Genomic DNA, 15958 nt, shown 5'->3' on the forward strand with positions numbered 1-15958 from the left:
AAACGCAGTAAAAGCCGGAAACATCAAGACGATACCAAGGTATTCCCCTGAAAATCGGTTAAACCAGCTGATATGACCAAAACCATACCAAGCCATTAGCAATAGCGTTCGTCTTAGAACACTGCATCGGTAAACTGGAGTATTGCCTCGCTTTTCTATAAATAAAAACCATTGCAAAACCCCTCAAAATGTCATACCAATTAAAATTAATTGGTTGACAATAAAGTCGCTGGCGCCTACCTTATGCCTCACCCTGTGATGTTTTGTTGTTTAACCCTTTAGTAAGTTTGCCAATAACCTGCTTTAGCAACACAACCGATAATGTTTTAGCAGCGGTTAGCTACAACAGATATAAACCTGAAACCACAGCGGGCACGCGCCCAATCAATCAAGCTAACATGATTAACATGTATAAGTTAATGGTGTAACGGCTAAACGCTTTATAAAACGCTGTACCCTACATACAGCGAGAGGCCCTTCTGATGAAGGGCCTCTTATATTTTGCAGACATAAAAAATGCAGCGATGATCGCTGCATTTTTTTTATTAAGCTTATTGATGTTGGCGACTTGGCTATTGTGCGTTTAACCCCGTTCAGCAGACGAAACGCGCCGTGGCACAGAGCAATAAGGGCTAAACCACTTTATGTTTAACCAAATTCGAAATGGAATATAAACCGCGTTTCTCGTTATTCTTACGGCGTATTTCTTCTAAAGCGCTGGCTTCCGTGGCATCAAACAAGGTATTGATCAAACGGTTAAAGTGATTATGCATGGCCACCCGCGCTTTTGACGGATCTTTCGCCTTAAGCGCATTATAAATGGCCGTGTGCTCCTGCAACGTTAAGTGGCTATCCTTACTACAGACGCTAGCATAATCATCAATGATGGCCGCAGTAGATTCACGCAAAGACCATAACTTATTGACCAATAAAATCATCGCGCCATTTCGAGTCGCGCCAGCAATAATACTGTGAAATAAGCGATCGGCCTCTTCCGTTTCACCACGATCTTTCATCATAACAAGCGTATCATGTAAACGAGCCAGCTCTTCATCAGTAATGCTCACCGCCGCTAATGCCGCAACCTCGCCTTCAACCAGTGCCCGAGCTTGGGTTAATTCAAAAGCATTCACTACCGCTTCTTTATTATTTTTAACCGCACCTTCAAGTACATAAACCCCCGAGCCGGTTTTCACTTCAACCTTCTCACGCACTTCTAAAGCAATGATCGCTTCACGAATAGTCGGCCGACTAACATCAAACTTTTCTGCCAGTTCGCGCTCAGCCGGTAAACGACTACCTGGCGCAAATTCACCGCTATCAATTAACGCTTCAATTTCGTCTACGATGCCCCAAAACATTCGTCTGCTTTTCATACAGGCTCTCTCATATTTTTCTAACCAATATTCTGTGCACTAATTCACGTGCATATTAGCGACTTCAAAAGCCCTAAGCAAAAACAAAATCGTGGTTTTACCATTACGGGCCAAGCTATATTTTAAGCATAGCAGGTTATACCAAAAACTGGTAATAACATCATGCCGAAAAAAAGTTCACATTGGTAATATATCATGATTGACAATTTTTCATCCATTGGTTAGATTCCTTTCACGCATAATAGCTAGCGATATAAATTGTGCGATACATAGCGGCATATAAAAAAACAAAACCCAAGGGTAGACATGAAACTAAGCAAAGTAAGTACAGGGATCCGCGCTGCAAGTCGTGGCACGCTCACCACACAATGGGCCCTATTATCGACCCTATTGGCAACGCTAGCGATGCCAGCTGTGGCGCAAGAGGCTGAGACAACCGCTGCTGACACCCAAAAAGCCGCAGAAGTTGATGTAGAAGTGATACAAGTATCAGGCATGCGTGCCACCATGACCCGCTCGTTAACCTTAAAGAAAAACACTGAAGCCATTACTGATTCTATTGCCGCTGCAGATTTTGGTGATTTACCGGGTTTATCTATCTCTGATGTTATCGAAAACATCACCAGCGTGTCAGGCCACCGTGGTAAAGGTAGTGCCTCTGAAATGTCTATCCGTGGTTTAGGTCCGTTTTTAGGTTATAGCACCTTTAATGATCGCACTATTACTAGTGCCGGTTTTAGCCGTGCCGTGAACTTCAAAAAATTCCCATCTGAATTCTCTGATAAAGTAGTGGTGTATAAATCACAACAAGCTGATTTAGTTGAAGGGGGGGTAGCCGGTACCATTAACGTTGACTCGTTACGCCCGCTGGATTACGGCAAAGATCAAGTTTCACTTGAGTTGCAAGGTATTTATAACAATCACACTGCACACACCGATGGTGAGAACGGTTTAGGTAATCAGGTTACCGCTTCTTTTGTTAAGCAGTTAAATAATGCTGTGTTAGGTAACTTTGCGATCACCGCCGGTTATCAGCGTACAGATTCTTCTAACCCTGAAGAAAGCATGTTAACCAGCTCGACCATGTATGCCTGTGCTACTCGCTTAGCTGATGGTACGCCAACTCGTACGGTAAACGATTGTAACTCGACGTCCAGCAATGCGAACGCCAGTGTTACCCGGGCCAATATTGATAATTATGACCGTTCATCTGTTTTCTTAACGCCATCAAGCTGGACGTTCCGTAATCAGGAAGAAGAAGATACGCGTGATGCTTTCGTCACCGCCTTACAATGGCAGCCAAACGATGCTTGGAATATCAACTTTGATATTGAATATTCAAACAATACCTATTTTGAAGATCGCCATGATTTCGTTATCGCCAGTGCCCGTCGTAACTTGCGTAACCATATTATCGATGACGAATTAAACCTGCTGTACCGCGAAGGTGATTCAAGAATGGAAACCCAAGGTCTTTATCGTAATGAAGACGAAACCTATAACGGTTGGGGTTTAAATATTGAGCATAACCTCACAGACGATTTAAAAATTTCTACTGATATTTCTTACTCTAAGTCTTACCGTAACCGTACAGATTATCAATCTCGGATTATTAGCAATAGCTATTGGAAATACAGCATTGATAACACGGCACATCGTTTAAGCGAAGTGCAGTTCTTAGATGCTAACTGGAATAGCCCAGGTGATGCCGGTTACAACAGCAGTACCGCTTTTGATCCCAACAATATTGCGTCTTGGAGTGCCGCTCGGAACAATAATGTCAACCCAGAAGCCCGATACCGTCGTTTAATGGAAGAACGCTTTGACCGCTTAGGCGCTATCCGCTTCGACTTAGAATACTACTTAGGTGGCGACGTTTTTTCGAGTATTCATGCCGGTGTGCGCTACTCTGAAGAAGAGCTATTCTCCGATTTAGATACCACTCGTGCCGTCAACCCCTTCACCGGTGCAGAATCAAGCGAATTTGCCACCCGTGATGCAACCTTGGTTAACGCTGTTGTAAACAACTGCTTTATCGATTGGAATAATCCAGATTGGTTAAGCAGCGAGTCTGGTAGTGGTTTTGCTGATGGTCAGTTTGCCCAGTTAAATGGCCGTTGTGGTTTTGGTATTTTATCTGGCGTAAATGCTGACGGTAGTTTTGCCGACATCGGCCCCTTCGCTGATGTGCGCAGTACGGGTGATGTTGATATTACAGAGTCAATTACTGCTGCTTATGTCATGGCTAAACTGCAAACCCAACTGTTTGGTTTACCGGTATCAGGTAACATCGGTTTACGCGCGGTGCAAACCAAAATTGATTCTAACGGCATTCGCTCGGGCTATCGCGTTTCAACCAATAACACGGGCTCGTTAACCTTAGAGCCAACGGGTACCATTGAAGAGTTTAATATCAAAAATGATACTATCGACTTCTTACCCAGTGCCAATATTACCTTTCATTACAGCGATACGTTCTTAATTCGTGCAGCCGCCTATCGTGCTATGTCCAGACCGCAATTGCTAGACATGAGCGCAGGCCGTGATATCGATGTGAATACTGAAGATACCATTACTAACCCGAACGATTTGATTCGTCAGGTTAGCGGTGGTAACCCTTATCAAACCCCTTTAATGTCAAACAGTGCTGACTTATCACTGGAATGGTACCCCTCAATGGATACCGCTTACTCAATTGCGTTCTATGTGAAACAGTTTGAAGCAAACTTCCGTGACGTGGTTGTTGCTGAAACCTTAACTATTGATGGCCAGCCGATTGATGTGCAGTTATCAACCAGCACCTATACCGATGACGCCAGCTACTTACGCGGTGTAGAGCTGAGTGCGCAGCACAACTTCGTTAATTTACCTGCCCCGTTTGATGGTTTGGGTGTCAAGCTATCTTATAACTACGCAAACTCGTCTTTCGAAAATCAAGATGGCACTTTCGGGGATGTGTTTGACTTAGACGGTAATTTAACGCAAGCCGGCTTTGTTGAGCCCGCTAACGTGTTTGGTTTATCCGAAGACGTGTTCTCGGGCTCGGTATACTGGGAAGGTAAGAAGTTCTCCATGCGCGTGCTGTACAAGTACCGCTCACAATACTTCCAGCCAAACAGTGGCGCCGCCTCTAACCGTTATGTTGAGCCGTTCAACTATGTTGATTTTAGTGCGAAATACAAAATGACTAAGGCGACTTCTATTTCGTTCCAAGCGTTGAACATTACTGACGAAGCTCAATACATGACACGTGGCGCCAGCAATACGCCTACGTTAGTGTCAAGTTCAGGTCCTAAGTACTTCTTAAGCCTGAAAACCGTGTTCTAATTGCATGGTGTTGCAGCACCCATCGCCTTTTGATGGGTGCTTTTTTTCTCTTGTTTCAAACCAAGTGGTTACCATGAAAAATACAACACGACTATGCTCTGCCGCCGTCATTATCAGCTTATGCTGCCTGTTCTCTGTAGATGCCGCAGATCCTTTAGTTACGGATAAAGCCGCGTTCTCCAAAACGCTGCGCGCCGCTAAGCCTAGCGATACCATGATGAATGGCGTGCCAAACGGGTCAGTGAATCGCTATCAGCAAGTTGTGAAGGCACAGAACAGTCAAAACAGCGTTATTAATGTCGATAATATTTAGGTAGCGGCCGGTAGCGATGCTTAATGCACTGCCATAGCAATGGATAGCCGCATACAAGGCAATTTATTTTTTCAACAAAACAACAAACACCGTTCAGCCCTTTGATGCTATCAGTGGTATCAACGTCAGTTTTAACGTCACTCATTCTATGACGCTAGGTGAACGATTAAAAGGCATTAAAGCGCCAGCCATCAGTTTAAGCCGTGCCAATACTGGCCTGCTTTACGCTACTGATGCGGCTTTAGCAAAGTTTGGCGTATCAGCGGGGTTAGTTCCGGTTAGCAAGGAAGCGACAGGCCCCGCTTGATACGACAAACCATTCGCCGTCACGCCACAACCGCGTGTTAGCTCTGTAGAGGCATAATAAATGAATACGCAAACACTGACTTCTCCCGTAACGGCTTGGCGCCGTATCAGCCAACTGACCGCTGCGTTACTGGCTGTAGCCACCTTATGTTGGCACAGCCTAGTCTTGGCGCAGCCGCATCCAAACCTGGTGCTCACTGCAGCCGATATTATTGAAATGCGCACAGCCATTCAAACGCCAAGTTTATTTACCGACACCTTTAACAAAACAAAAGCCCGCATTGATAAGCAATTAACCTTCAGCATGGAAGTACCGGTTCCCAAAGATGCCGGCGGCGGTTATACCCACGAACGCCACAAGAAAAATGCTCAGTTAATGTATGACGCTGCCATTGTGTTTCAATTAACCGAGCAAAACCGTTATGCACACTACGTTCGAGATATGTTACTCAAGTATGCCGCACTTTACCCAACGTTACCGCGACACCCCATGCGCAAAAGTAGTAACGAAGGCAAATTATTTTGGCAAGGTTTAAACGAAGCGGTTTGGTTGGTGTATACCATTCAAGCCTATGATTTAGTTTACAATGTCTTATCAGCTGAAGAACGCCACACCATTGAACAAGGCATTATTCGCCCAGTCGCCCGTTTCTTATCGATTGAATCACCGCAAACCTTTAATAAAGTGCATAACCATGGCACTTGGGCTACTGCAGCCGTCGGCATGACCGGTTATGTCCTGTCTGAGCCGGAATTCGTTGAAACCGCCTTATTAGATTTGAGCAAATCTGGCAAAGGGGGTTTTTTACGCCAGCTGCAAGAGTTGTTTTCACCGCAGGGTTATTACAATGAAGGACCTTATTACCAGCGTTATGCGCTGCTGCCATTTGTCACCTTTGCGAAAGCAATTCAAGTCAACCAACCTGAGCGCGATATCTTTGGTTACCGCGACGGTGTGTTGTTAAAAGCCATCGATACCACTATTCAGTTGAGCTACAACGGCCTATTCTTCCCCCTAAACGATGCCATCAAAAACAAAGGTATTGATACCATTGAATTAGTTACAGGTGTAGCCATGGCTTACGGTTTAAATGGCGACACCAGTTTGCTGGATATTGCGCAACGCCAAAACACCCTTTTATTGACTGGCGATGGCTTAAAAGTGGCACGTGATCTGGCCGCAAACAAAGCCACCCCTTACCGTTTTAATAGCATCGCCTATGGCGACGGCAAGGATGGTAATGAAGGGGCTTTAGTGGTTATGCGCAGCGCTACCCCAAAACCGGCTGCCGTGGTGTTTAAAGCTACTGCGCAAGGTTTAGGCCATGGACACTTTGATAAACTCAACTGGCAATTCTACGATGCAGGGGCTGAAATTGTTACCGACTATGGTGCGGTGCGTTTTCTTAATGTTGAAGCCAAAGACGGTGGTGGTTACCTTAATGAAAACAAGACCTGGGCTAAGCAAACGGTTGCGCACAATACCTTAGTGGTGAACGAGCAAAGCCACTTCGCAGGTAATACGAAAACCGGTAATCAGCACCATCCAGAATTACACTTTTTTGCGACGAACCCGCAAGGCAGTATCGCTTCTGCAAGTATGGATACCGCTTATAAGGATACGCAATTTACCCGCACCATGGCGTTAATCACCCTACCTGATAGTGATCTGCCATTAGTGGTCGACATCTTAAAAGCGACAGCTAAAACCGCTAAGCAGTTTGATTTACCGCTGCATTACAACGGTCAATTAATTGAAACTAACTTTAAACGTGATACCGCCTTACAGCAAATGCAAGCACTGGGCAAAGCCAATGGTTATGAACACCTGTGGTTAACCGCTACTGGCAAGCCAGATGCGGCACTGGCTAAAATTACATGGTTGAATGACAACGGGCGTTTCTACACTTTAAACACCGCTAATCGCGCTAACTTACAGGTGTTATTTACCCAACTGGGTGCCAATGATCCGAATAACAATTTACGCAACGAACGTGCCTTTATTCTGCGCAGCAACGGCAGCCGTGAGCAACGTTTCGTCAGTGTGTTAGAACCGCATGGTGAATATAACCCATCAAATGAATTTACTTTAGATGCCAACAGTAAACTGGTTGCGATGAACAGCCACAGTTTAAAAAATATGGAAATTATCGACCTGCAATTCAAGGATAACCGGCATTTCTTACTGGCCTATCGCACCGACCCAGTCAACGGCTCAACCTCTAGCCAATTCACTTTGAATGGCAAGCGCTACAGTTTCAGCGGCCGCTTTGCGTTGTTGCATGTGACAGAATAACCAGCAGAATATGATGAAACAGCCTGCTCATTTTCATGTGGTCAGCACCGTTTTTTATAGCGCCGCTCGTTAAGCCACTCTAAAGTAAAAGCTAGTTGCCGTTCGCGCCTTGGTATATGATGTCAGACATATTGACGTCTACCGTGAAGGAAAAACTGCGATGCTGTTTGAGTTGTTCCAGTTGCCTGCACAGCCAGTGTTGTTAGAGGGTACTTATCAGCTTGAGCTCGTTTTGCTGTCTATGTTGGTGGCCATACTGTCTTCTGGGGCGGCATTATTTTCGGTAGATATTAGTCGACAACATTTCTTACCATGGCAACGCCAACTGGCCATATTAGCCGGCACCATCAGCCTTGGCATTGGCATCTGGTCAATGCATTTTATTGGCATGTTGGCTTTTAGCTTATGTACCCCAGTCGACTACACCACCAATCTCACCCTCTTCTCTTTATTGCCCAGCTTGTTAGCCTCGTATACAGCGCTGAATTTATTGCGCCAAGAACGGTTGACCTTAGCAAAACTGTTAATCGGTGGTGTGCTTGTGGGCGCCGGTATTGGCGCCATGCATTATACCGGTATGGCCGCGATGAGTATGGCGCCGCAATTACGTTACGATCCCCTGCTCTTTAGCCTTTCTATTTTAATTGCCGTATTTATGGCTTTTTTAGCCTTGTGGATCCGTTTTGGTATCAACCGATTACAACTGAAGTTACCACGTTGGCAGCTGAATTTGTTAAGCGGCACCGTGATGGGCTTAGCGATTAGCGCAATGCATTACATGGGTATGTTAGCGGCCCGTTTTGTTGCTCCGCCAGGCTTTACTGCCGCTGAGGATACTGCCAATAGTGGTTTTATGGCGTTGATCGTGACCTCAGTCACCTTGGTGGTTACCTTGTTGGTGTTATTGCTGCAAGTACTACTCAAATTTTACGCCGCTAAAAGCTCGAGCGACAATTATGCAAAACGGCTTGGCGCCATTATGAATACGGTATTAGATGCCATCGTCACGCTGGACCGTCGCGGCGTCATTGTCGAGCACAATCAAGCCGCACCCGCCTTGTTTGGCACCACCGCCTTATTAGGCAAACATTTTAAGATGTTTCTTACGCCAAAAGATGCTGAGATGTACCAGCAAAAACTAAAAACAAATGAATTAACACAAACGTTTAACTTGCAGGGAACAGAGCGAGCCATCCCCATCATTAAAGCAGATGGCAGCCGAATTACCGCTAGACTTGCCTTAAGCATAACCCAACTTGAAAATGAGTTGCTGTATGTGGCCTGTTTAAGTGATATTTCCGTCAAATTGGCATTTGAGGAATCGCTGCAACAAAGCGAACAAAAATTGCGCTCGTTAATCCAGAATATTCCTGGTGCAGCCTATCGGGCAACGTGGCAGCAAAGTTGGCAAATAGAGTATATCAGCGAACGAGTCGCGCTGATTAGCGGCTATCCTGCTGAAGACTTTATGCCACCACAAGCCAAACGTTCTTGGTTCTCGATCATCGCAGCAGAGGATCAAGCTCGGGTTAGGGCTACCGATTTTAGTCAGGCTTTTGTGTTAGAGTATCGCATTGTTCACGCCGATGGCAGCGTGCGCTGGATGCTAGAACATGGCGATAGCTTACCGCAACATCAAGGCTTAATCCGTGACGGTTTTATCATGGATATTACCGAGCGGCGGCAAATGGAAGAGCAGCTTCGCTTTGCTAAATTACAAGCCGAGCAGGCCGCAGAGGTCAAAAGTACCTTTTTAGCCAATATGAGCCATGAAATTCGGACACCCTTAAATGCCATCATTGGCTTTAGCGGTTTACTATTGGAAACACCAGACACACCCGATGCGCAGCGTTATCTGACGACCACACACCAATCGGCCAAAGCATTACTCAGTTTGCTAAACGATATATTGGACAGTGCGAAACTAGAACGTGGCAAAATGGAGTTAGAGCAACTGGATTTTAACTTAACCGAGCTAGCTGATCAGGTTATCTCTACGCTTTGGATGAGTGCTAAACAGAAAAACGTGCAATTACTGCTGCAAATCGACCCCAATGTGGCCACATTTTATTATGGTGCAGCCGATCGCATTCGTCAGGTTTTACTCAATATCGTGGGCAACGCGATTAAATTTACCGAGCAAGGCTCTGTGCATTTAAAAATCCACACCTCGACAAATGGCCTGCTATTTCAGGTCATCGATACGGGCATTGGTATGGCCCCCTCACGACTGCAGGCTATTTTCGAACCCTTTACTCAAGCCGATGCCAGCATGAGTCGTCGTTTTGGAGGGACAGGCCTTGGTACCACCATAAGTAAACAACTGGTCGAGTTAATGGGCGGGCAGATCCACGTTCAAAGCCAAGTTGGCCAAGGCTCAACGTTTAGCATCAGTATTCCGTTGCAACCAGGCAAGCCCATGGTGCAAGCAAGCAACGCGCTGGTTTTACCGCCATTATCTATTTTAGTTGTCGATGACATTGCGCAAAATGTAGATTTACTCAGCACACTGTTAGTACGCCAGCAGCATAGGGTACTTACCGCATGCAATGGTGCTGAAGCGCTAACGCTATTAGCCGAACAAAGGCCTGATATTGTGTTGATGGATATACAAATGCCCGTGATGGATGGACTCACCGCGGCACAACAGCAACGACAACGCGAACAAAAGCAACAGTTACCACGGATACCGATTATTGCCCTAACCGCCAGCGCATTAACCGAAGATAAACTGGCTGCACAGCAAGCCGGCATGGATGGCTTCAGTTCAAAACCGATTGAACCAGATCAACTGTTTGCTGAAATAGCCCGCGTGTTAAAGCTTGAGCCGCAAGATCCCGTTATCCCACCTTTGCCAGCCACAGTTGAAGATCAGTTATTCGATCCGCGTCACGGTATTGCCTTATGGGGAAGTAAAGAACGCTATTGTAATGAGCTTAAACGTTTTGCAACAAAGCCGCTGACGGATTTGCTAGAACAGTTACACCAGGCGTTGAAAACAGGCAATTATCCGCTATTGCAACAGCAAGCTCACAATGGCAAGGGATTAGCTGGAAATTTATCTTTAAAACCTCTAGCTAACGTATTTTCAACTCTGGAACAGGCGCTCAGGCAGCAGCAGCTCGCTGAATTAACCGACGTTATGCAACACATTTCTGCAGTGGCCAAGCAAACTATACTGGCTATTGAGCAGTATTGTAGTAACGCAAATACCTCAGCAGCAAAGCTTGATCTTAGCGTGTTACCCCTTTTGTTAAACGAACTGGCGGAACAGTTACAGCAACACGATTATAACGACCGTTTATTATCTAAAATTAAAGCCTATCAAGACACATCCTACAGAGATGAAATAAATCAACTGCTTATGCTAGTAGAGAATTTTAAATTTGATCAGGCTAAAACAATCTTGACTGCACTGCTAAGTGCTTTGGAACAGCAGCATGCTTAACGAACCATCAACCACCGCTTTCAGCCGTATTTTGATTGTCGATGACGAACCGCTGAACTTACGGGTGTTAAAGCAGATTTTGCAAGATAGCTATAAGCTGATGTTTGCCACCAGTGCTCAGCAAGCCTTTGAGTTATTGCAACACGATAAACCCGATCTCATTCTGTTAGATGTGATGATGCCTGATATTACCGGGTTTGAGCTGTGTGCTAGCTTAAAACTAAGGCCGGACCTCGCCGATATTCCGGTGATCTTTGTAACCGCACTAAAAGATGAAATAGACGAGAGCAATGGCCTTGAATTAGGCGCCGTTGATTACATCACCAAACCTATAAGCCCGGCTATCGTGCGCGCGAGGGTTAAAACCCATTTATCATTGGTCAAAGTAGACGAATTAAAACGTACTCGCTTACAAGTTGTTGAGCGACTTGGCCGTGCCGCTGAATATAAAGACAATGAAACCGGCCTGCATGTAAAACGCATGAGTCATTATGCGCAAATTTTGGCCTTAGCGGCCGGTTACTCGACTGAATGGGCAGAAGAGCTGTTACATGCCGCGCCAATGCATGACATCGGTAAGATTGGTACACCCGATCATATTTTATTGAAACCGGGTAAACTGACTGATGACGAAATGGTCATTATGCGCCAACATACTTGCATTGGTGCTGATATTCTCGGCGAGTGTGATTCAAGCCTGATGGCAACCGCATCTCAAGTGGCACGTTGGCACCATGAAAAATGGGATGGTAGTGGTTATCCCGATGGTCTAGCCGGCGCTGAGATCCCTATCGCTGCAAGGATCGTGGCGCTTGCCGACGTATTTGATGCGCTAACCAGTGAACGACCCTACAAGCAAGCATGGACAGTAGACGCGGCTTTAGCGTTTATCACCAGCCAATCAGGAAAGCATTTTGATCCTCAATTGGTGCCTTTATTTATCGCCGAGTTACCCAAGCTGTTAGCCATTAAAGCTAAATGGGCAGATTGACTAAAACATTAATGAAAAAACGGACAAGAGAGAGAAAATAAAAAGCAACGTAACAATCTGTTTTAGCTACTTTTTTATCGTTAGCGCTGTTTTAATGCTATTTGCATCTCACTGAAAATGCACTATAGTTTAGCTAGGTTTAGCCAAAGCTTGGCCGAATAGATGGAGCAGCTACAATGAGTTCCTTAAGCACAAGTAGTTTTCCGGTTAATACGCTATTACGCCAACAGACAGTTCGACAAGCCGAACTTGCTGAGCAGCAAGCACGTGCTTTAGAAACCCAGGCTGCAGCCAAACGGCGTGAAGCTCGACAAGCCGATGCAGCCGCAAAACGTTTAGATACCGAGGCTAACGCTGCTGAAAATGAAGCGAGCACCCTACAGCAAAATTTAAATGCGGCCGAACAACTGAGCCAAAGCAACCAGCAAAACAATGAGCGGTTTCAGCAAAGTGTCAACCGACAATTTACCCAAAACTCTTCGGCAGAGCCTGATAACAAAGCTAATGCCTTAACAATCGAGATCAATAACTTAGTACACGGCTCCTCTGGCGAAAAAAGCGGTAGCCTGATTAATACAGTGATCTAATACGCCACACCTTGTGATCTCGCATAGCTGCGAGATTACCGTTGAGCATAGAAAAGGAACCTCATGCACAAAACCTTGGCTTTTTTTCAGTCTTCTCGCTTTGTGCTCCCCTGCTTCATTTTAGCTATTTTTGTCATTTTATTAGCGGATAATTTAACCCAACTGGGTTTTGCTCACGGCATGCTATATGCGCCGTTGATCTTACTAGCGGGTTTCACCTACCGTTATCGTTTACTGAACCTAACCGCCAGTTTAAGTATCATGGCCATATGGCTCGGTTATTTCATCGCTCCCCCAGCGCCAGATAACTTCTCAGAAGCCTATGTGTTGGCCAATCGCGGTTTAGCCACCTTGGTCATCGCCATCCTCTGGTGGCTAAGTTTTAAAATTATTACCCATCTTCAATTACAACAAACTCAACTACAGCAAGAAAAACGCGCTCGCCTGGAGTTAAATTTAGCCCAAGAGGTGGCCGGATTAAGTCATTGGCACTTAAATGACTACCGAAAAATGGTGGTATTAGATGCAGCCAGTTGCGAGTTATTAAAACTGAACAAGCTTGAGCTAACCATTGAGCAGTTTTATGCCTGTTTTGATGATGCCTCACAAACTGAATTAACAAACCGAGTTCAAGCCTGTTTATTTGAAGGTAAAATGATTAAGCTTGAAATGCAATTAGCCAACCAAAGCCTACCGGTGAAACGGATCAAACTGGTTGCTTATCCGGATCCAGATAATCGCGACATTGTGCGCGGATTATTACAAAATCTTCAGCCATTATTATCGCCAGACGACGCACTTAGTGAGCAAATTCAACAGTTTAAATATCTAGCCGACACCTTACCCGTTAAGGTATGGATCGCCGATGCGGATGGCCTGATTAACTTTATTTCACAAAGTTTTGCAGTATTTTGTGGTTGGAGCGCCGAGCGTATTGTCGCCGACTGGCTTAACATCATCCATCCTGAAGACCAAGCGGCAACCATGTTAGCCTGGCAACAGGCTTTACAGCATGAAACATCATACAAAATTGAATTTAGGTTGTTAGGTGCGGATGGACAATACAGTTGGCACCTGATGCATGCCGTACCCATTTATCAGGCTCCGGGGCAGTTAAGTTACTGGTTTGGTTCAGCCATGGATATCAGTAAACAAAAAGCGCTGTGGCTACAAACTGATGAGCTTAAGCGCTCGCTTTATCAGATTTTAGAAAATGTGACCGATGGTTTATTTATGCTAGATGCCCATTTTCACTTTAGCTATATCAACCAGCAAGCTCTGGAATGGATTGCCGGTAATAGAGCCTTGTCACCGGGTAAACACATGACTGAAGTGTTCTATCAATCAGAAGTCGATTTTAGCCCGCTGATCAGCGCGATCCAACGGGCCTTTACTGAAAAACAAAATAGTCAGCTGTGGTTTACCCTGCCCTCACACACCGAGCCGAGTTTAATCAGCATTTATCCTGCCAGCCATGGGGTTAGCGTACTTATCCAGTTACGTTCAACCTTACCTAAAAAGGCGGGGCCGCTGTCAGTTGCACCGACTCACCACTAAGCGGATGTTGAAAACGAATTTGGTAAGCATGTAACAGTAAACGCGGGGCTCTTTTTGCAATGGCTTTTGTGCCATATAAGGTATCCCCTAAGATGGCATGGCCAATACTGAGCAAATGCAAACGCAACTGGTGCGAGCGACCGGTCACCGGCTGTAACAACACCCGGGAGCTGTCGATTAAAGCAGGATCAGCCAAGCGCGTGAAATGCGTTAGAGCCGGCTTACCGCTTTGCGCACAAATTTTATACAGTGGGCGATTGTCAGCATCCACCGCTATCGGCAAGTTAATCTCGCCACTGTCTGGTAAGTCACCCGCAACCACAGCCAAATAATCTTTTTCTATGGTTCGTGCCTGAAATTGCTTACTAATGGCTGAGAGTGTCGCTTTGTTTAACGGTAAAATGACCAAGCCTGACGTATCATAATCCAAACGATGCACCACCTGGGCAGTTGGAAAATCCTGCTGCACCCGACTGATTAAACAGTCATGATTCGCCGGATGTCGACCAGGCACAGTGAGGAGATGGCTCGGTTTATCCACCACCAGCAGCACATCATCTTGATAAATAATGCGGTAGGCGTCTTGGGTTGCCGGTAATATGGCTAACGCTTGCGGTTCAACAGACATAGTTACGCTCAAATACGAAAAAACACAGGCATTATGCCGCAAAAAAACCTAGCCAGCAGCCATAAATCCGTTAAGCTGCGCAAAAACACTGACACAGGAACAGCATGATGATTGCTCCGCTGCGGTATAACCCTCCGCAAACTGCGCTAGATATTTTATATGCAGACAAAGATCTGTTAGTTGTCAATAAACCCAGTGGCCTGCTTACCAATCCCGGTAAAGGGCCTGAGTTAGCAGATTGTTTGCTCAGCAGAGTTTGCGCGATCTACCCACTAGCGCAATTAGTTCATCGATTAGATCTCAGTACATCCGGTGTGGTGGCTTTTGCTTTAAGGCGCAAAGCCGAGCGAGAATTAAAACGGCAATTTGCCGAACGTTTGGTAAAAAAACGCTATCTTGCCATTGTTGCCGGGCAAGTGACCGAAACGACAGGTTGCATTACTCTGCCTTTAGCGGCCGATCCCGATAATCCTCCCAAACAACAAGTTGATACCGCAGGCAAAGTAGCAGAAACGCATTTTAACGTTTTAGAGCAATACGCTAACTCGGCCTTAGTAGAATTAAGGCCCGTTACCGGCCGTTCACATCAATTACGCGTTCATATGGCAGCATTAGGGCATCCGATCTTAGGCGATGCTTTTTATGCCCCTATCGAGGTGCAACAAGCTGCACCGCGCTTACTACTCCATGCCGCCACACTGACACTGCAACAACCTTACAGCCAACAAACACTCACCTTTAATGCCGATAGCGATTTCGTCACTGCCAGCGGCCAACGCCTGCGCTAAGCGCCTTCCGTTAAAACCTCCCCTCAAAACGTCTCTGAGTATGGTCATACCAGACTCAGAGTGAGGTACAACCAGTACCGGAGTGCGGTCGTACCAGTGTCAGAGTGTGGTACGACCTGTACCGGAGTGCGGTCGTACCAGTGTCAGAGTGTGGTAAAACCAGTACCGGAGTGCGGTCATACCAGTGTTAGAGTGTGGTACGACCTGTACCGGAGTGCGGTCATACCAGTGTCAGAGTGTGGTACGACCTGTACCGGAGTGCGGTCGTACCAGTGTTAGAGTGTGGTACGACCTGTACCGGAGTGCGGTCATACCAGTGTCAGAGTGTGGTACGACCTGTA

General features: G+C 45.9%; 11 protein-coding genes. 9 read left to right on the forward strand and 2 right to left on the reverse strand.

The window, feature by feature from the left end; genetic code table 11:
- Positions 1 to 632: 632 nt before the first annotated feature.
- A complete protein-coding gene (locus L1N97_RS11785) occupies positions 633 to 1376 on the reverse strand; it encodes a FadR/GntR family transcriptional regulator (protein ID WP_229585168.1) in 744 nt (247 codons plus the stop codon).
- Positions 1377 to 1682: 306 nt separating this feature from the next.
- Between L1N97_RS11785 and L1N97_RS11790 the strand changes: the two genes are divergently transcribed.
- The 8 genes from L1N97_RS11790 to L1N97_RS11825 all read left to right on the forward strand — a co-directional run bounded on the left by L1N97_RS11790 (position 1683) and on the right by L1N97_RS11825 (position 14201).
- Complete coding sequence (locus L1N97_RS11790; protein ID WP_236129931.1) at positions 1683 to 4703, forward strand: TonB-dependent receptor; 3021 nt, start codon at positions 1683 to 1685, stop codon at positions 4701 to 4703.
- A 73-nt stretch (positions 4704 to 4776) separates the two neighbouring features.
- The gene (locus L1N97_RS11795; RefSeq protein ID WP_236129932.1) at positions 4777 to 5016 is read left to right on the forward strand and encodes a hypothetical protein; all 240 of its coding nucleotides are present in this window, start codon (positions 4777 to 4779) and stop codon (positions 5014 to 5016) included.
- Positions 5017 to 5164: 148 nt separating this feature from the next.
- Positions 5165 to 5323: a hypothetical protein gene (locus L1N97_RS11800; RefSeq protein ID WP_229585165.1), complete on the forward strand. Its 159-nt coding sequence runs from the start codon at positions 5165 to 5167 to the stop codon at positions 5321 to 5323.
- A gap of 60 nt (positions 5324 to 5383) precedes the next feature.
- Positions 5384 to 7618: a heparinase II/III domain-containing protein gene (locus L1N97_RS11805; protein WP_236129933.1), complete on the forward strand. Its 2235-nt coding sequence runs from the start codon at positions 5384 to 5386 to the stop codon at positions 7616 to 7618.
- 160 nt (positions 7619 to 7778) lie between these two features.
- Entirely contained in the window at positions 7779 to 11066 is a 3288-nt protein-coding gene (locus L1N97_RS11810) for an MHYT domain-containing protein (RefSeq protein ID WP_236129934.1), read from the forward strand.
- A complete protein-coding gene (locus L1N97_RS11815; RefSeq protein ID WP_236129935.1) occupies positions 11059 to 12057 on the forward strand; it encodes a response regulator in 999 nt (332 codons plus the stop codon). The genes L1N97_RS11810 and L1N97_RS11815 overlap by 8 nt, the downstream gene beginning before the upstream one ends.
- 176 nt (positions 12058 to 12233) lie before the next feature.
- Positions 12234 to 12644, forward strand: coding sequence for a hypothetical protein (locus L1N97_RS11820; RefSeq protein WP_236129936.1), 411 nt, complete (start codon positions 12234 to 12236; stop codon positions 12642 to 12644).
- A 63-nt stretch (positions 12645 to 12707) separates the two neighbouring features.
- A complete protein-coding gene (locus tag L1N97_RS11825) occupies positions 12708 to 14201 on the forward strand; it encodes a PAS domain-containing protein (protein WP_236129937.1) in 1494 nt (497 codons plus the stop codon).
- Here the strand turns inward: L1N97_RS11825 and L1N97_RS11830 are convergent.
- On the reverse strand, positions 14158 to 14829 hold the full coding sequence (locus L1N97_RS11830) for an RluA family pseudouridine synthase (RefSeq protein ID WP_236129938.1): 672 nt from the start codon (positions 14827 to 14829) through the stop codon (positions 14158 to 14160). The two genes, L1N97_RS11825 and L1N97_RS11830, sit on opposite strands and share 44 nt — an antisense overlap.
- 104 nt (positions 14830 to 14933) lie before the next feature.
- Between L1N97_RS11830 and L1N97_RS11835 the strand changes: the two genes are divergently transcribed.
- Entirely contained in the window at positions 14934 to 15617 is a 684-nt protein-coding gene (locus tag L1N97_RS11835; RefSeq protein ID WP_442967233.1) for an RluA family pseudouridine synthase, read from the forward strand.
- The last annotated feature ends 341 nt before the right edge of the window (positions 15618 to 15958 follow it).

Source organism: Rheinheimera sp. UJ63, from assembly GCF_021568285.1.
GTDB lineage: Bacteria > Pseudomonadota > Gammaproteobacteria > Enterobacterales > Alteromonadaceae > Alishewanella > Alishewanella maricola.